The organism is Phyllobacterium myrsinacearum, assembly GCF_002980555.1.
GTDB lineage: Bacteria > Pseudomonadota > Alphaproteobacteria > Rhizobiales > Rhizobiaceae > Phyllobacterium > Phyllobacterium myrsinacearum.
Map to the genome: position 1 here is coordinate 1 of NZ_PVBT01000011.1, position 17,632 is coordinate 17,632.

Sequence of the window (17,632 nt, forward strand, 5' to 3'; positions counted from 1 at the left end):
CGCCCGAAGGGCGTCGTGAATGCATTCCCCGACTGCATCGTCTTCTACCTTTCAATAGGCAAAAGAAATCCATCCGCCCAAACGACGCCAATTCTGCTTGACACTGATTCCCGGAAATGCGATTCTCAAGTTACCACACTGTGAGAAGGGCTTCCGCGACGGCAACGTTCGGGAGCTTTTTTCTTTTGCGGTGTCTAGTCTCCTGTTTCCTTCCGGAATTCTTCAAACAAAGTCAGCAGCTTGCGCTCAACAAAAGCACCGAACTGCGCGCCACCCCGTTTGTCGAAAGCGATGTTAAGCGCCGTATCGGTCTCCTTGATCTTCGCCGGAGACGTTCCGTCGGGCGCTGTCCAGGCGGTCACACGCGGCTTGTCTTTGCTGATCTTCAGAAGATCGAAGATAATCTGAAAGCGCGCATCGCTCCTGGCTGCGCGGAAATCCGCATCTTCGACATGTTTGAGGGCCCGCATGCGTTTGGCCCTCTCCTCAACCATATCAGCGATTTCTGCCCACCGCTGCCGTCCAAAGGACGGCGCGGGACCGATCGCTTCGATCAATGGCGATGGCACACGCCGCACGAGGGCAATCATCCGTGACAAGGCGGCTTTATCCACGCCCAGCGACGACATGATCGTCTCGCGGCCAAACCCCTTGGTTTCCAGCTTTGCCGCAAAATAGCAACGCTCAATGAACGACAAGTCGGTCCGGGCGTTGTTCTCCTGGCCCTGCGAGACAATCAACTGCTCGTCCGTGAGATCGCGTACAACCGCTTTGACCGTGCCGCCGATTTCCTTGATGGCGGCCAGCCGCCTGTGGCCATAGGCAACCTGAAACCGCCCTGCCCTTTCAGGATGCGGGCGCACCAGGATCGGAACCTGCTGGCCGTGTTCGCGGATCTGGTCGACCAGACCGGATTGGTCCTCTGCATCAACGCCGAGACGATCAACGACGAACGAGGCATCAACCAGCGAAGGATCAAGCTCGATGATTGCCTGCCCCTCGGCAAGACGCTTTTCGATTTCTTCGGCGCGCTGCGCCTTGGCCGATATGCCGTCCAGAGACTGGGAGATTGCCCCGACGGGACTTGCCGGGCGCAATGGGCGGTCAAGCCCCAGCAAAGGCCGGCCAAGCGTCGTCCTGACGGGCGCGGCGGCCTCCGGTTCAGCGGTATCCGGTGTCATTTCAAACAGGTTCTTGCGCGCCATGGGTTACTTCCTCCCCCACGTTCTACGGAGCAGTTCTTCGATCTCACCATTGACCAATGTCAGGCTTTCCAGCGCGCGATCATAGGTGCCGCGCGTGAACAGCGACCGGTCAACTTCGTAGAGCGTCTGCTTGGTGAGGCCCGCATCGGATATCGCCGTGGATTTCAGCATCTCATTCTCGAGAACGCGATTGCCGAAAATGGAACGCATGAAGCCCGCCATCTGGTTCTGCGGCCCATCGTTCGGTTCAAAACGCGTCACCAGATAACGCATCCAGTCATACTCGGTCTTGCCGCCTGCATTCTCCACCACGGCAAGCAGATCGCTGGTCATGTGCAGGAACTGCGACATCGACATGACGTCCAGCATCTGCGGATGCACGGTGATCAGGATGGCGGTTGCGGCACACAGCGCCGACAGCGACAGGAAGCCGAGCTGTGGCGGGCAATCGAGGATCACCACGTCATAGGCGGATTCGATATCGGCAAGGCATTCACCGATCCGCGAGAAAAACATCGTATCGGGGCGCTTATCCGCCAGAACTTTCGGCGTTTCATGCTCGAATTCCATCAATTCCAGATTGCCCGGAATGATGTGCAGGTTCGGCGTATAGGTTGCACGGACGATTTCGGTGATGTGCCGGCGGTCGGAGCCGTAGCGGATGGCGCCGTACAACGTCTCGTTCTGGTCTACATCGAGTTCGGGCTGATGCCCGAACATGGCGGAAAGCGACGCCTGCGGATCAAGATCAATGGCAAGCACGCGATATCCGCGCAATGCCAGATACTGTGCAAGATGCGCCGACGTCGTCGTCTTGGCACTTCCGCCCTTGAAATTCATGATCGAAATGATCTGCAGCTTTTCCCCATCCCGGCGATGCCGCACATATTTGGCAGCACTCTTGCCGTTCGCATCGAGCAGACGCCGCAGCTCTTCCAGATCGTTGACGGAATAAAGCCTGCGGCCATTGGGTTGCGGCGCAGGACCATGACCATCCGCCACGATCTGGCGCAGATACCCTTCGTGAATGCCGATGAAGTCAGCGGCCTCGGCCGGTGTGAAAAGACGGATCGTCTTCTGCGCTGTGGGCGGGAAAATACGTGATTGATGAGCCTGCAGCTGCCGCGCCAAATCTTCAGCGTCAGATGCGATCAACGACCGCAACGTCGTTGCGGGCACATCTGCCGGGTTCTGATCAAGCATCTCAACCTCTCATCTGCGCATTTTGGTCCAAACTTTAAAAATATGCGCTGATATACAATATGGAGAGATTCTCTTTTTGTGGCAAACGGTTTTAGGTTAACCAACAGTTAAGTGAGCGGATGTCCTGAAGGCGACGGCAGTTGTACACGTACAACCGGTTCCAGAAATGCCCCCCAATTCCGGGCGGGCGGGTTGTACGCGTACAACACGGGACAATTGCAGCATTGCCTGATGTCCGTAAATGGAATGGAATCATCATTCATCGCATCATAGCAGGTATCGGGCAATTCACCTCCCTGCAAAGGTGCTAGGAGTGAACTGCCGTTTTATCCCATTGCGCGCGGCTTGCCTGCGTGCGGTCTTGCTTATGCAGACTTGTCCCATACCGGGGCCAGGCCGCCGGGACTGACGATGCGGCCATCCGTGCGCGCAAGTCCATGCATCGCCGCCATATCGGCATCGCTGAGCGCAAAGTCGAAAATGGCAAAATTCTCGGCGGCGCGCGCTTCGCTCACGGTCTTCGACAAGGCAATCACCCCGTTCTGCTGCACCATCCAGCGCAACACAATTTGGGCAACGGTTTTCCCGTTCCGAGCCGCGATATCCTTAAGCACGGAATCGGCAAACACCGCGCCGTCCGCCATCGCGTAATAACCGGTCACCGACAGGCCAGCCTTTCGCGCCGCATCGACGACGGGCTTTTGATCGAGATAGGGATGATACTCCACCTGATTGGTCACCAGCGGTGCATCGCTCAGCGCCATTGCTTCGGCCATCAGTGCCGTATTGAAGTTGCTCACCCCGATATGGCGCGCTTTGCCATCAGCTTTCACTTCGTTCAGGGCGCCGATCTGTTCCGCAAGAGGCACGGCATCATTCGGCCAGTGCAGCAACAAAAGGTCAACGTAATCGGTCTTCAGTTTCTTCAGGCTCTCATTGACCGATGCAGCAAAAGCATCGCGCCGATAGTGATCGACCCAGACCTTTGTCGTCAGAAACACATCACCACGTGCAACACCAGAGCTGGCGAGCCCTTCGCCAACCTCGGCCTCGTTCCCATAGATCTGCGCGGTGTCAATGTGTCTAAATCCGAGGTTGAGTGCGTACGGCACCATACGCAGGACATCGGCCCCGGGCATGCGGAACGTGCCGAAACCCAAAGCGGGGATGGAAGCGCCATTGACTGAAACGGAATGCATCTTATTCTCCTGTCTTGTTCCACGATTGCTGCCTGACATATGGCGCAAAGCCATTGCTGTTATAATGCGGTAAAATGGGCTATGGTCTGTGAAATGAATTCATATGATCGATCGGACGGTTTTCCATGAACAATCGCGCGGGCGAGATGGAAGTTTTCGTGGAAGCGGTAGAGCGCGGCAGTTTTACCGCTGCCGCCGAACGGCTTGGCCTGTCGCCTTCCGCCATCAGCAAACTGATAACCCGGATTGAAGAGCGTCTCGGCACGCGCCTGCTTGTTCGCTCGACGCGGGCATTGCAGCTGACGCCGGAAGGCGAGGCCTATCATCAGCGTGCGGTGCGCATCATCGCCGAAATAGAGGAGACGGAACGGCTGATGACCTCGGGCGGCGCTGCCGTTCCGCGCGGGCTGTTGCGCGTCAACTCATCGGTCGGTTTCGGGACGCGCTACATTGTTCCCCTGGTGCCGGCTTTCCTGGCGCGTTATCCCGATGTCGAACTGGACCTGTCCCTTTCCGACGGTGTCATCGACATCATCGAGGAGCGCGCCGATGTCGCCATCCGCACCGGCCCCATGCGCGACTCGGGTTTGAAGGCGCGCAAACTGGGCGAAAGCCGCCGCGTGGTCGTGGCTGCGCCGGACTATCTGGCCAAACATGGTGTACCGCAAACGCCCGATGAACTGGCACAGCACAATTGCCTGACATTCAACTTTCGCCGCAGCATGGATGAATGGGCGTTCCGCTATCCGGGGGAGGAGCGCATACGCCCCATCGCGGTGAAAGGCAACTTCAAGGCCAATAACGGATCGAGTGTGCGCCAGCTGGCGATTGCAGGACTGGGACTGGCGCGGATCGGACAGTTTCACGTGCAGAAAGATCTGGATGCTGGTACACTCGTTCCGGTTCTCGATGAGTATAATCCGGAAGATATCGAGTTTATCCATGCGGTCTTCGCCGGACACGAGCATATGGCTGCCCGTATTCGCGCGTTCATCGACTTTCTAGTGGAAAGTAACCCCGCAGACATGACCGTATAGGAACTATATAGATATAAAATCAAATAGTTAAGTGGTTAACGATAATATCGGCTCAGCCATGTGAAAGGATATTGACGATATTACCAAAGGGATCACGGACATAGAAGCGGCGGACGCCCCATGGCTCATCGGTTATATCGTATGGAATTTCTAGTCCGACTGTTTTCGCCCGCTGATAGATGACGTCGACATCATCGACCTCGATGGAAAGGGAGGGGAGGGGGGTGCCTGAACCGCCTTCGCTTGCCACGCTTACTTCCGGCCGGGAGGTCACATCAGAGGCGAATGTCAGTATCCACCCGTGATCCATGACCACGTCGAGATCGAGCAATTCCTGATAAAATTTCCTGGCAAGTTCAGGATCGGATGCCTTGAGATTCGGCACTATGCGTCGAACTGCCATTACTTCCTCCTTTTGAGCGCCGGTCTCGGTCTCAGACCTCCATCATGGCTTGATCTATAGGCCAGGGTCGTTAAAACGTCGATATGCGCAGCGCCGGGATCACCAGGTTCATCTTTCTTGTCACAACACTGATCCTCTTCGGGGCCGCAGGTTTTTTCGCAATAAAGACCCATCGTTTCATCGTTCATGCGGCCCGAGCTGAAGGGCGGGTCGTCAAATTGTTGACAGAGCCTTCGAGGGACGGAGGGCATCCGCTGACACGGCCAGTGGTGGAATTCAGAACCGCCGATGGAACCAGGGTCGAGTTCAAGTCGACAAGCGCGTCCTATCCGCCGTCCTTTGCACGCGACGAGATTGTCACCGTCTTCTATGAACAGTCCCAACCGCAATCCGCCGAGATTGATAGTTTCTTCTCATTGTGGGGCGGGGTGGTCATCACCAGCGGGCTCTGCGTGGTCTTTGCCGGATTTACCGCCGCCCTCTATCTTCGCATCAGCTTTGCCGGGAAAAAATCCCGCCGCAAGCGCACATCGCAAGCGAGTTCATAAGCCGCAAAAGAAAAGCCCCCTCGATCCGGAACGGGGAGGGGGCTTCATCTGCTATTCGGCCGGAGCCGGCGCCGGTTGCGTATCGGGCAGGGATGATTTCTTCTTGCCCGGATCTTTCCAGGCGATAAGCCGGTAGAACATCGGAATAAAGAATGTTGCGATGAAGGTCGCCGCCAGCATGCCGCCGATAACGCCCGTACCGATTGCATGACGGCTTGCCGAACCGGCACCTGAACTGATCGCCAGCGGCACAACCCCCAGAATGAACGCGAGGGAGGTCATGACAATCGGCCGGAAACGCAACCGCGCCGCCTCAATGGCAGCTTCCGCTGCCGAATAGCCTTCCTGGCGTTTCAGGACGGCGAACTCGACAATCAGGATGGCATTCTTTGCCGCAAGGCCGATCAGCGTCACCATGCCGATCTGGAAGTACACATCATTGGTCAAGCCGCGCAGCATGGTTGCACCCAAGGCACCGAAGAGCGCGAAAGGCACCGCCATGATGACCGCTAGCGGCAGGCTCCATTTTTCGTACTGGGCTGCCAGGATCAGGAATACCATGATGATGCCGAAGATCATCGCCTGCGAACCCGTACCGCTCGTCGCCAGTTCCTGGAAGGACGAACCGGTCCAGGCGATCTGGAAGCCTTCGGGCAGCGTTTCCTTGGCCACTTGCTGCATGGCCTTGATGGCATCGCCCGACGTGTATCCCGGCGCCGGATTGCCGGTCACCTTGGCGGCACTGAAGGCATTGAACCGCTCGAGCTGATCCGGGCCAACAATACGCTTGACCGTTACGAGGGCGCTCAGCGGGATCATGCTACCGGAATCCGCGCGCACGAACACCTGGCGCAGATCGTCGGGCGTACGGCGGAAATCCGCCTCCGACTGCAGGTTGACCTGATAGTTGCGGCCATAGAGCGTGAAGTCATTCACATAGAGGCTGCCGAAGGACGCCTGCATGGCATCGAAGACGGAGTTGATCGGGACATTCAGCGCCTTGGCCTTGTCCCGGTCGAGATCAAGCTGGTACTGCGGCACGTTCGGATCGAACGTCGTTCTCACGCTGGTGAGTTCGGGGCGCTTGGATGCCGCCTCGACGATTTTATTTGTGGCGTCGGTCAGCTTGGCCACGTCGCTCCCCGTACGGTTCTGCACGTAAAGCTCGAAACCGCCCGTCGTACTCAATCCCTGAATGGGCGGCGGGTTGAATGCCAGCACCATGGCGTCCTTGATACCTGCATTCATCCCCATGATCGGCCCCGCCATGTTGCGGGAATCAAGTTCCGGCGTCTTGCGCTGGCTCCAGTCCTTCAAGGTGAGGAAGGTCGTACCCGCATTGGATTTCTGCCCGCCGGAGAGAAGGTCGAAACCGGCGATGGCAAAGACGTTCTCGGCGGCCGGGTGTTTCGCCAGATTCTGCGATGACTGCTCCATGGCTGCTTTGGTTCGCGTCAGGGAAGCCGCAGGCGGCAGAACCGCGACGCTGAGAAGCACACCCTGGTCTTCATCGGGAACAAGCGAACCTGGTATCTTGTAGAACATATAGGCCGTGCCGCCGATCAGGAAGGCAAACAGCGTCAAGCCGATGGCAACCCGTTTGATCAGAAAGCGAACGCCTGACGTATAGCCCGATGCCACCCGGTCAAAAGCCCGGTTGAAGATACGGAACGGCAGGGCCGGTTCATGATGACCGGGTTTCAGGATCAGGCCGCAGAGTGCCGGCGTCAGCGACAATGCGACAATGCCGGAGATGGTTACCGACATGGCGATGGTAACGGCGAACTGCTTGTACATGGCGCCGGCAAGCCCGCCCATGAAGGAAACAGGCACGAACACCGCGCACAGCACCAGCACGATGGCAACAACCGGGCCGGTGACCTCGCTCATCGCCTTGATCGCAGCCTCGCGCGGCGGCAGCTTTTCCGTCGACATGATGCGTTCGACGTTTTCCAGCACCACAATCGCGTCATCGACCACAATACCGATTGCCAGCACGAGACCGAACAGCGTCAGCAGATTGATGGAGAAGCCAAGCACATACATGCCGGCAAATGTGCCGATGATCGAGATCGGAACGGCAATGACCGGAATAAGCGTGGCGCGCCAGTTCTGCAGGAAGATGAAGACCACGAGCACGACGAGGATAATCGCCTCAATGAAGGTGGTCACGACTTCATCGATCGACGCCTGAATGAATTTGGTCGTGTTGTAGGGGATCGAGTAGTCCATCCCCGTGGGGAAGGCGGTTTTCAGCTCGTCCATGCGGCTGCGCACGGCTTCCATCGTGTTGAGCGCATTGGCGCCCGGCTGCAGATAGACCGCAATGGGAATGGCAGGCGTTCCATTCAGCTTGCTGTCCACCGCATAGCTCTGCGCCCCGAGTTCCACCCGGGCAACATCACCCAAGCGCAGGGTTGCCGCATTGGGCGACGAACGCAGGATGATGTTCTCGAACGCCTTGGCGTCGGGCAGGCGGCCCATGGTCGTGGCCGAATAGGTGAACGCATTGGACTGCGGATCGGGCTGATCCCCGAATTTGCCGGCGGCGAACTGGGAATTCTGTTCGCGAACGGCCGTTGCCACATCCGTAGGGGTCAGATTGTACTGCGCCAGCTTGTCGGGGCGCAGCCAGATGCGCATGGAATAGTTGGGATTGCCGAGAACCTGTGCGTCACCGACACCGGGAATACGCTTCAGATCGTCGACAACGTTCAGCAGCGCGTAATTGCCGATATAGGTGCGGTCATACTGGCCGCCCTCGGAAAACATCGCGACAAGGCCGAGAATGGATGTCGAGCGCTTGGCGACGGTCACACCCTGGCGGGTCACGTCCTGCGGCAGGGTCGATGTCGCGCGCTGCACGCGATTGTTGACGTTGATCGTCGCCTGGTCGGCATTGGTACCCAGCGCAAAGGTTACCGTCAGCTGCATCTGGCCGCTCGCCGAGTTCGTCGACTGCATATAGAGCATGTTTTCGACGCCGTTGATCTGCTGTTCCAGCGGCGATGCAACGGTCTGTGCGATGGTTTCGGCACTGGCGCCCGGATAATTGGCGCTGACCACCACCTGCGGCGGCGTCAATTCCGGATACTGGGCAATCGGCAGCACCCTTATCGCGACAATACCAGCGAGAACGATGATGATCGAAATGACGGCCGCGAAAACAGGCCGGTCGATGAAGAACCGGTTCATTGGGTCACCAGCGCCTGTTTGACACTGTCAGTCGCCGAAACCAGTTGTCCCGGCTTGACCTTGATCACGCCTTCCGTGACCACACGGTCACCGGCAGCCAGACCGGAAAGCACGATCCAGCCCTTGTTGACCTGCTGGCCAAGATTAAGCGGCCGGACTTCCGCCTTGCCTTCATTGTTCACGATATAGACGAACTGGCCTTTGGGGCCTTGCATCAGGGCGGCTTCGGGAATGACGATCGTATCGTTTACCGTCACGCCCGTCACCGTCGCACGGACGAACTGCCCCGGAAGGAGACGGCGATCCGGATTGTCGATGATCGCACGCACACCCAGCGTGCCGGTTTCCAGATCAAGACTGCTCGAGGTGAAATCGATGGTTCCAAGATGATTGTAAACCGTTCCGTCGCCAAAGTAGAGTTTGACCGACAGCTTGTTGGCTTCAAGCCCCTTGGCCTTGCGCTCGTCCAGCAGGCGGCGGATTTCCGCCGCTTCCGTATCGGTAAAGGAGAAGTTGATGTAGACCGGATCGGTCTGCGTAATCGATGTCAGCAGGCTGGACGCCGCATCGGTGCCGATGAGACTGCCTTCGGAGACCTGCTCCCGGCTGGTTACGCCGTTGATCGGCGCGGTGACTTTCGTATATTGCAGATTGAGTTCTGCTGTCCTGACCTGCGCCTTTGCCGCCGCAACCGCTGCGGCATTCAAATCACGCGTCGATACCGCCGTATCGCGTGCCGCCGTGCTTTGCACTTTCTGGTCTACCAGTGCCTGCGCCCGATCGGCATCGCGTACGGACTGGGCATATTGCGCCTGGGCCTGCTGCAGCTGGGCTTGAACGCGGGCGAGTTCTGCTTCGTAAGGCGCCGGATCGATCTCAAACAGCAGCTCACCGGCTTTCACTTCCGAACCTTCAACGAAATTCCGTTTCAGCAGTATGCCGCCGACGCGGGCACGCACCTGCACGTCACGGTAAGCCGTAATCCGCGCCGCATATTGGTAGGACAGATCCACTTCCTCCGGCTGAACGGCAACCGCCGTCACCTGTGGCGGGGGAGGGGTCTTGCCGCCTGCCTGCTGAGCATTAGCCGGCAAATTGAGTGCCAGCGCCGCGCCTGCAAAAAAAACGAGACCGAGAAAACGGGTACCGAGCAAAGTCATGGGAGGATTCGCTTGTCCGAGGAATATCTGGGTGCATGTACAAACATACATCCGTGATTGTAAATAAACGAAAGCGTGATATTGTGTCGGAAAATAGACCGGACGCGATCACGTTTGGGTTATCGAACCAGCGGTACGAACAACCGCTTGTGCGTGGCTTGATGACGATGTTCCGGCATCCCAGGAGGGATCACCCAAGCGAAGGAGGCGTTATGCGCAGGACCAAAGCTGAGGCAGGAGCAACGCGGGAAGCCATTCTGGATTCCGCGGAGACTGTCTTTTTGGAATATGGTGTCAACCGGTCAACCCTGAACCAGATTGCCGAACATGCCGGCGTGACGCGCGGCGCCATCTACTTCCACTTCAAGGACAAGATCGAACTCTATCAGGACGTCGTCGAGCGTGTGCGATTGCCTCAGGACGATCTTCTCACCAAGGCAATTTATTGCGAGAACGCCAACCCTCTCGATATTGCCCTGGATGCCGGTATCTATTGTCTCGAGAATTTCGCCGGTGATCCGAGAAAGCAACGGGTTTTCACGATCATCACCCAGCGCTGCGAATATGTCGGTGAAATGGCCCAGATCCTGGAGCGGCTGCGCGCGCTCAACGACGAGGTTCATCACATGCTGTTGCGTTTGACGACACGAGCCAAGAAGCGCGGCATGCTGTCGTCCGCCTGGCATCCCGATATTGCAGCGCGAGCCTTGCAAAGCACGATGTCCGGGCTGCTGTTCGAGTGGATGCGGCTCGAGAAGAATTTCGACCTGGTCGCCGCCGGAACGATGACGATGACCGCCATCGTCGACTCCTTCCGCAAGAAGGACGTTCCTGTGGATGCGCCTGTTGTCAGAACCAAGAGGCAGTTGGTGGCGTCCTGATCATCCCATCGTCTCATGCTGCTTCCCCAGATAAATCGGTGCCAAGCCTAGTATCGGCGCCCCATACGGAGTAAACAACGGCTCCCTTCCTGCGCTGTCGGTCTGCTTGGCAATCCGTATCGCTCATCAGGGCGAACACGAGAGGATTAATGATGGCCATCAAGTTTACCGCCAAAGACCCGGCAATCACCGAAAGCCCTGCGCCGGTAAAAGCGGCCAAGCCTGCGAAGATTGAATCGCCCGCCGCTGCCCCGGAAGGCGATACTGGATCAGCCGACAGCGATCTGTTCAATGCGGCGCCCAAGACACCGGCACGCAAACGCAAGGGCAAATAAGACGTATGGAGGCAGGCGAGATTTTTGATTGCCAGTCCTGCGGCGCCTGTTGCTGCTACTCATCCCAGTGGCCGCGCTTTTCCACGGAAGACGACGCGCAGCTTGCGCTCATTCCCGCCAAATTTGTCGCCAGCGATGAAAGCGGCATGCGATGCATCGGCGTTCGCTGTTCGGCATTGACCGGCGAAATCGGCAAGACCACGGCTTGCGGCATTTACGCGGTGCGGCCTGAAGTATGCCGCTCCTGCATGCCGGGCGATCCGGAATGCCTCATGGCGCGCCGGGCCCACAATCTCTGAGATTGAGCGCCCATAATTCCCATCAATAAGATGTGATTCCGATGTGTGCACATCGGCCAAAAACTTGCCCTGATTGCGGCGGTAACTCCGGCGGCCTTTCGAGTTGATTTGTCTGCATTCAATCAAACCTATCCGGAGTATCATCATGCATAGAAGCAATATCGAGCGTGAACCGGAATATGTAAGGGAACGCACCGGAGGACCGCAAAATCTGGGACGGGTCTATCTGCTGAGCCTGGCCCTGTGTGCCGCGCTGATTGCCACGACCGCCGTGGGATATGAATCCGAATGGCCGGACATCATGACCGTAACCGCTTCCACGACGAATACGGGACTTTACAAGCGGGCGGACAGCAAGACATCCCTGACCTTCTGCCATACCGTCGAGCACTCATCGCAGGCGAACCTCAAACCGGCATCTTGGCGTCGATTTGATATCTGATGCCCGGCCGAAACTGGCGGCGGATGGCCGTCAGGCGGTCCATTGCGGGATGTCGTCGCGTTCGCCAATAAGCGCAAGCCCATGTGCGATGGAGAGCAGTTCGCCGCCCGTCTCGATCCGGTCCTGCGCAAAGCGTTCAGTGAATATGCGCCGCACGGCCGGGACAAATGATGTCCCGCCGGTCAGGAACACTTTGTCAATTTCACCGGCCACCGTGCGGGTGCTTGCAAGAATATCGTCAAGCGCGCCTTCGATGCGTGCGAGGTCACCGGCAATCCATTCCTCGAACTCACTGCGTTTGATGAGCTTGCGGCTGCCGCGGCCGAGCGGTTCGAAATGGAACTCAGCCTCGTCGGCAGTCGACAGAGCCATCTTGGTGGCCGACACGGCCTGATACAGCGGGTAACCCTCATCGTGGTCGACAAGATCGACGAATGTTTCGAGTTTTTCCGGCTCCAGGCTGGACCGCACCAGCTTCTTCAATTCGGAAAACTCCCGGGATGTCTTAAAGATCGAAAGCTGGTTCCATCGGCCAAAATTGGCATAATAGGAGGAGGGGACTTCGAGCGTCTTGTCAAAGCTCTTGAAAAAACTTCCCTTGCCGATCTGCGGCGCAACAATGCTGTCGATCATCCGGTAGTCGAAATGATCGCCGGCAATGCCGACACCGGAATGGCCGATGGGTGTTGCGCTGAGCTTTCCGCCCTTCGTCTCGAAACGAATGAGCGAATAGTCCGTCGTGCCTCCGCCAAAATCCGCCACAAGAACGGTCGCATCGGCCTTGAGGTTCTGGGCAAAATAGAAAGCCGCCGCCACCGGCTCGTAGACATAGTGGATTTCAGGAAAACCGAACCGGGTGAGCGCCTCGTTGTAACGCGCCGTGGCCAGGGCAGGGTCCGGATTGGCTCCGGCGAAATGCACCGGCCGGCCGGTCACGATGCGTTTGACGTCGGTGGGCCAGTCGTTACCGGCATAGGTCCTCAGCCGGCGCACAAAGATTTCCATCAGGTCTTCAAAGGAATGACGTTTTGCAAAAACCAGGGTGCCCTGAAACAGGGCGCTCGCGGCGAATGTCTTGATCGATTGCAGAAAACGGCATTCGCCGGGATTGTCGATGAACTGGCGGATGGCCGCATGCCCGGCCTCGACCTTCAACGCCGCCGCACCGGCGAGGGGATCCTTCATGAAGGATAGCGCCGTGCGCATGCTATCGGCCGTGCCGGTCGCATTGGTGAAGGATAGCGAGCGTGTCTTTGTCCCATCCGCCAATGCCAAAACGGTATTGGTTGTGCCAAAGTCAAAACCCAGCGCCTGAGCCATTGCCGCGCTCCTTTATGCCATGAATGTCAGAAATCGGGACAAAGCCCGTCGAATGGGCCCAGCGCGCCCAAATCAAGGACGCGCGTCATGACATAGCAAACGTGCAGACGCAAGGTGCGTTTTATCCGGACAGGCTATTCCGCGCTGTCTGCAGCGCTAAACGGGGCATTGTCCCGGCTATGCGAGAGAATTTCGCGTTTGCCGACATGATTGGACGGTCCGACAAGCCCTTCCTTTTCCATGCGCTCCACCAGAGATGCAGCCCGGTTGTAGCCGATCTGCAGGCGCCGCTGGATATAGGACGTGGAACACTTCTTGTCGCGCATGACCACCTTGACCGCCTGGTCGTAGAGTTCATTGCCGTCTTCCGCCGCAACCGATCCCTTGTCAAAGACCGCACCGCCGGTTTCTGCTTCCGGTTCTTCTTCTTCGCTCTCGTCGGCAGTCACTGTATCAAGATAATCGGGACGACCCTGCGCCTTCAGATGCGCGACGACGCGCTCGACTTCCTCGTCGGAGACGAACGGGCCATGCACGCGGGAAATCCGCCCGCCGCCCGCCATGTGCAGCATATCGCCCTGGCCGAGCAGCTGCTCTGCCCCCTGTTCGCCGAGAATCGTGCGGCTGTCGATCTTCGACGTTACCTGGAACGAAATACGGGTCGGGAAGTTCGCCTTGATGGTGCCGGTGATAACATCGACCGATGGACGTTGCGTGGCCATGATCAGGTGAATACCCGCAGCACGGGCCATCTGGGCGAGGCGCTGAATGGCGCCTTCAATGTCCTTGCCCGCCACCATCATCAGGTCGGCCATTTCGTCGACGATGACGACGATATAGGGCATCGGCGTCAGATCCATGACTTCCTGCTCGTGAATGGGCTCGCCCGTTCCCTTGTCGAAACCGGTCTGGACGGTGCACATCACCGTCTCGCCCTTTTCCTTGGCAAGCGCAGCGCGGGCGTTGAAGCCATCAATATTGCGCACGCCCAGCTTTGACATCTTCCGGTAGCGGTCTTCCATTTCCCGCACGGCCCACTTCAGTGCCATGACCGCCTTTTTCGGGTCGGTCACAACAGGGGTAAGCAGGTGTGGAATACCGTCATAGATCGACAGTTCAAGCATTTTGGGGTCAACCATGATCAGCCGGCACTCTTCCGGCGTCAACCGGTAGAGGAGCGACAGGATCATGGTGTTGATCGCAACCGACTTGCCCGAACCCGTTGTACCGGCAACCAGCAGATGCGGCATCTTGGCGAGTTCCGCGATAACCGGTTCACCGCCAATGGTCTTGCCAAGGCAGAGCGCCAGCTTGAGCTTGGTGCTCTCAAAATCCGCCGAAGCGATCATTTCGCGGAAGTATACGGTCTCGCGCGTCGCATTCGGCAGTTCAATGCCGATGACATTGCGTCCGGGCACCACCGCCACACGGGCGGACAAGGCCGACATGGAACGGGCGATATCATCGGCAAGGCCGATAACCCGAGAGGACTTGATGCCGGGTGCCGGCTCGAATTCATACAGCGTCACCACCGGTCCGGGGCGCACATGAATGATCTCGCCGCGGATGCCGAAGTCCTCAAGCACGCTTTCGAGAAGCCCGGCATTCTGTTCCAGCGCTTCCTGCGTAATGATCACTTCCGCACGTTCCGCCGGTTCCTGCAGCAGTGACAGAGGAGGGCGCTCATACATCTCGCCATAGGATTGCACGGCAAGCGGTGCAAGGCGGGCCGGCGTGATGGCGGGCTTCTCCTGGCGCACCGTTACCTGCAGCCGTGACGGTTTTTCTTCAGCGGCCGGTTCTTCCGGCGGTAATGGTGTCACCACAGCAGGAGCAAGGGTCACTTCCTCTTGCACATCAACCACCGGATTCATAATCGCAGCGCTTTCCACGACAGGATCGGCCTGGCGCTGCGGCGTAACGGCTGTAACGGCCGCCGGTGCAGCCGGGATTACCGGTGCGGCAGGCAAGGGAGCCGGCGCTGCGGGCACTGTGGTCTCAGTGGCAGCGGCATGCGGCTGCCGCAGTTCGACAACACGGAACAGCGCGGTAATGGCATCGGGTGCGATCTTGCGCATCGTCTTGGCCACGGGGGCGGCAGGGGCAGCTGCAAAACCGCCGGAAAACTCCATCGACTCCCAGAACGCATAATCGGAGAGATAATCGAGCGACCCGGATTTTTGCGGAACAGGCTGCGCACCGGTTGTTTGCAGGCTTGGCCGGGCTTCGCGCGTAACGGGAACGGCCGCTGCATGCGTGACGACGGCCGGCGCATAGTTTGTGACGAATGCCGGAGCGCGCGATAAGCCGGACTGCACCGGGGCAGGGGCCGTGCGAAGAGCAGTCGCGCTTGCAACCGGCTTGGCGGCGGCCGGAGCGACGGCAGGACCCTTCGGGGCTGGTGCCGGGATGGCCGCCTTTGGCGCGGCAACCGGCCTTTCCGTCCTGGGAGCAGGTGCCGGGGTCGCGCTTTCGGCCCCGTTGCGGTGCTTTTGCAGAACGGTATCGGGGGTGCGGGTGAAACGCACATTGGCCGAAAGGGAGAACATCCGCTTTGAAATGGGAGCCGTGGGATCCGTATCCGGCTCAAGCGTGACCGGCGCACGTACAGGCGCGCGCATCCCGCCGCTGGGCGTGGTTGATGCAGGCGCTTCGATGGAACGCCGCGTGGAGACCGGCTCATAGGGCGAAGCAGCAGGCGTGCGCATGTTTCCCGAACCGTTTGGCACACTATTTCGAGCCGCCTGGGCCGGAGCTGGCGGTTGCACAGCTTCCGGCACGGCGGGCTTTTGCGCCAAAGGTGGCTGCGCAGACGCTGGCGATTCGTGCGCATCGCCATATTCGTCTACGTAATCATCTGACTTCATTGAGAAATTTGTTCTTGGAATACGCATGATACCTGCAAGCGAAGCGATTGGATGTTGCTCGTAAACTTGCCTAATCGAATAGAAAATGAAGGTTAATAAGTTGCTACTGATGGCTGCAAACGCTCTGCCTGTTGCCGTCTCCTGACAGGGGCGGAGGCGGCCTCGATCGACGCAGGGCACCGGCGCAGGCACGCCGTGGATGACAAAAACAAAGCGGCCTGTTTGAGATCAGGCCGCTTTGTTTGTCATGTATCTGTATGAGCCGTCAGGCAGCTTCTTCGGCAATCAGCTTGCCGAGACGGGAAATCCCGGTTTCGATTGCTTCCTTGTTGGGCAAGGAGAAATTGAGCCGGATGGTATTCTTGCCGGTCCCGTCCGCATAAAAGGCAAAGCCGGGAACAAATGCCACGCGCACTTTTTGCAGCGCTTGTGCCAGAAGGGCCGCGCCGTCCATGCCTTCCGGCAAGGTGACCCAGACAAACATGCCGCCTTCCGGTTTTGTCCATGTCACGCCTGGCGGCATGAAACGGGCAAGGGCATCGAGCATATAGTCGCGGCGCTGGCGGTAGCTGTTGCGCACCTTTTCGACCTGCTTGTCGAAGTCCCGGGACGCAACGTGATGGATCGTCATCTGATTGATGGTCGGGCTGTGCAGATCGGCCGCCTGCTTGATCAGGACCAGCTTGGCAATCACAGGCTGCGCCGCGCAAATCCAGCCGACGCGCAGACCGGGCGTAAGGGTCTTGGAGAAACTGCCGGAATAGACGACACGCGTGCGGTCGATATGCCCTTCCCGTTCGCAGTCGAGGGCAAGCATCGACGGCACAGGCTCGCCATCGAACCGCAATGCCTGATAGGCCGCATCTTCGATCAGCGGTATGTCAAGTTCATGCGCCAGCTCGATCAGGCGGATGCGGCCATCCCGGCTGACTGTTTCGCCTGTCGGGTTGCAGAAATCCGCGGTCAAATAGGCAAGCTTCACATCACCGCCTGCCGCCTTTGCACCGTCGCGATAGGCGGCCGGCGTCATGTTCCCCTGTTCAGGATTGAGACGGTCATAGCGTGGCTCATAGGCATTGAAAGCCTGGAGGGCACCGAGATAGGTGGGCCAGGTCGTCAGCACCGTATCGCCGGGTGATATGAACAGTTTGCCGAGGTAGTCCAGCGCCTGTTGCGAGCCCGTGGTGATGATGATGTTGTCGATTGTGCAGGACACACCGAGCGAAGCCATATGCTGCACCAGCCATTCGCGCAGCGGGCGATATCCCTCGCTCACCGAATATTGCAGCGCAACGTCAGCATTCTTGCTGAGAACAGCCTCATAGGCTTCCCGTATCGCTTCCTTGGGGAAAAGGGCAGGGTCGGGAATACCGCCGGCAAAGGAAATGATGTCTGGCTGATCAAGCAGTTTCAGCAGTTCGCGTATCTCGGACGCGCGCATGTTTTTGGTGCGTGTCGCGTACAGAGCATCCCAATCGCCCATTTCTTCCTCCCGGCTGTTTCTCGGCGCATAGCACCGTAAAATGGCCGATATGTCA

Annotated in this window: 15 protein-coding genes; 6 read left to right on the forward strand and 9 right to left on the reverse strand. The window is 58.4% G+C overall.

Features of this window, described 5'->3' with window-relative positions:
- Positions 1–194: 194 nt before the first annotated feature.
- The 3 genes from repB to C5750_RS25545 form a co-directional block, all read right to left on the reverse strand.
- Positions 195–1,205, reverse strand: a complete 1,011-nt coding sequence (gene repB, locus C5750_RS25535; protein WP_105738155.1) for a plasmid partitioning protein RepB — start codon at positions 1,203–1,205, stop codon at positions 195–197.
- 3 nt (positions 1,206–1,208) lie between these two features.
- The gene (gene repA / locus C5750_RS25540; protein ID WP_105738157.1) at positions 1,209–2,408 is read right to left on the reverse strand and encodes a plasmid partitioning protein RepA; all 1,200 of its coding nucleotides are present in this window, start codon (positions 2,406–2,408) and stop codon (positions 1,209–1,211) included.
- 365 nt (positions 2,409–2,773) lie between these two features.
- Positions 2,774–3,607 (reverse strand): aldo/keto reductase, encoded by an 834-nt coding sequence (locus C5750_RS25545; RefSeq protein ID WP_105738159.1) that lies wholly within the window; start codon positions 3,605–3,607, stop codon positions 2,774–2,776.
- 125 nt (positions 3,608–3,732) lie between these two features.
- Here C5750_RS25545 and C5750_RS25550 point away from each other — a divergent pair, with 125 nt between their 5' ends.
- A complete protein-coding gene (locus tag C5750_RS25550) occupies positions 3,733–4,644 on the forward strand; it encodes a LysR family transcriptional regulator (protein ID WP_105738161.1) in 912 nt (303 codons plus the stop codon).
- Positions 4,645–4,696: 52 nt separating this feature from the next.
- On the opposite strand, the gene C5750_RS25555 is transcribed toward C5750_RS25550, so the two are convergent.
- Entirely contained in the window at positions 4,697–5,047 is a 351-nt protein-coding gene (locus C5750_RS25555; protein WP_105738163.1) for a VOC family protein, read from the reverse strand.
- Positions 5,048–5,130: 83 nt separating this feature from the next.
- Here C5750_RS25555 and C5750_RS25560 point away from each other — a divergent pair, with 83 nt between their 5' ends.
- Positions 5,131–5,595: a DUF3592 domain-containing protein gene (locus tag C5750_RS25560; RefSeq protein ID WP_105738165.1), complete on the forward strand. Its 465-nt coding sequence runs from the start codon at positions 5,131–5,133 to the stop codon at positions 5,593–5,595.
- Positions 5,596–5,646: 51 nt separating this feature from the next.
- On the opposite strand, the gene C5750_RS25565 is transcribed toward C5750_RS25560, so the two are convergent.
- Complete coding sequence (locus tag C5750_RS25565; protein WP_105738166.1) at positions 5,647–8,790, reverse strand: efflux RND transporter permease subunit; 3,144 nt, start codon at positions 8,788–8,790, stop codon at positions 5,647–5,649.
- Positions 8,787–9,950, reverse strand: coding sequence for an efflux RND transporter periplasmic adaptor subunit (locus C5750_RS25570; protein ID WP_105738168.1), 1,164 nt, complete (start codon positions 9,948–9,950; stop codon positions 8,787–8,789). The genes C5750_RS25565 and C5750_RS25570 overlap by 4 nt, the downstream gene beginning before the upstream one ends.
- Before the next feature lie 212 nt (positions 9,951–10,162).
- On the opposite strand from C5750_RS25570, the gene C5750_RS25575 reads away from it, so the two are divergent.
- The 4 genes from C5750_RS25575 (at position 10,163) to C5750_RS25590 (ending at position 11,907) form a co-directional block, all read left to right on the forward strand.
- The gene (locus tag C5750_RS25575; RefSeq protein ID WP_158531355.1) at positions 10,163–10,831 is read left to right on the forward strand and encodes a TetR family transcriptional regulator; all 669 of its coding nucleotides are present in this window, start codon (positions 10,163–10,165) and stop codon (positions 10,829–10,831) included.
- 152 nt (positions 10,832–10,983) lie between these two features.
- Positions 10,984–11,166 carry a hypothetical protein gene (locus tag C5750_RS25580; RefSeq protein WP_130502136.1) on the forward strand — a complete coding sequence of 61 codons (183 nt, stop codon included), beginning with the start codon at positions 10,984–10,986 and terminating at the stop codon, positions 11,164–11,166.
- A 5-nt stretch (positions 11,167–11,171) separates the two neighbouring features.
- Complete coding sequence (locus C5750_RS25585) at positions 11,172–11,465, forward strand: YkgJ family cysteine cluster protein (RefSeq protein ID WP_105738174.1); 294 nt, start codon at positions 11,172–11,174, stop codon at positions 11,463–11,465.
- Positions 11,466–11,610: 145 nt separating this feature from the next.
- A complete protein-coding gene (locus C5750_RS25590) occupies positions 11,611–11,907 on the forward strand; it encodes a hypothetical protein (protein WP_105738176.1) in 297 nt (98 codons plus the stop codon).
- A gap of 30 nt (positions 11,908–11,937) precedes the next feature.
- Here C5750_RS25590 and C5750_RS25595 read toward each other — a convergent pair whose 3' ends face one another.
- From C5750_RS25595 to C5750_RS25605, 3 genes are all read right to left on the reverse strand, one after another.
- Positions 11,938–13,227: an Hsp70 family protein gene (locus C5750_RS25595; protein ID WP_105738178.1), complete on the reverse strand. Its 1,290-nt coding sequence runs from the start codon at positions 13,225–13,227 to the stop codon at positions 11,938–11,940.
- Between the two features lie 134 nt (positions 13,228–13,361).
- Positions 13,362–15,935 carry a DNA translocase FtsK gene (locus C5750_RS25600; RefSeq protein ID WP_245421271.1) on the reverse strand — a complete coding sequence of 858 codons (2,574 nt, stop codon included), beginning with the start codon at positions 15,933–15,935 and terminating at the stop codon, positions 13,362–13,364.
- Between the two features lie 424 nt (positions 15,936–16,359).
- A complete protein-coding gene (locus C5750_RS25605; RefSeq protein ID WP_105738181.1) occupies positions 16,360–17,577 on the reverse strand; it encodes an aminotransferase-like domain-containing protein in 1,218 nt (405 codons plus the stop codon).
- Positions 17,578–17,632 lie beyond the last annotated feature (55 nt).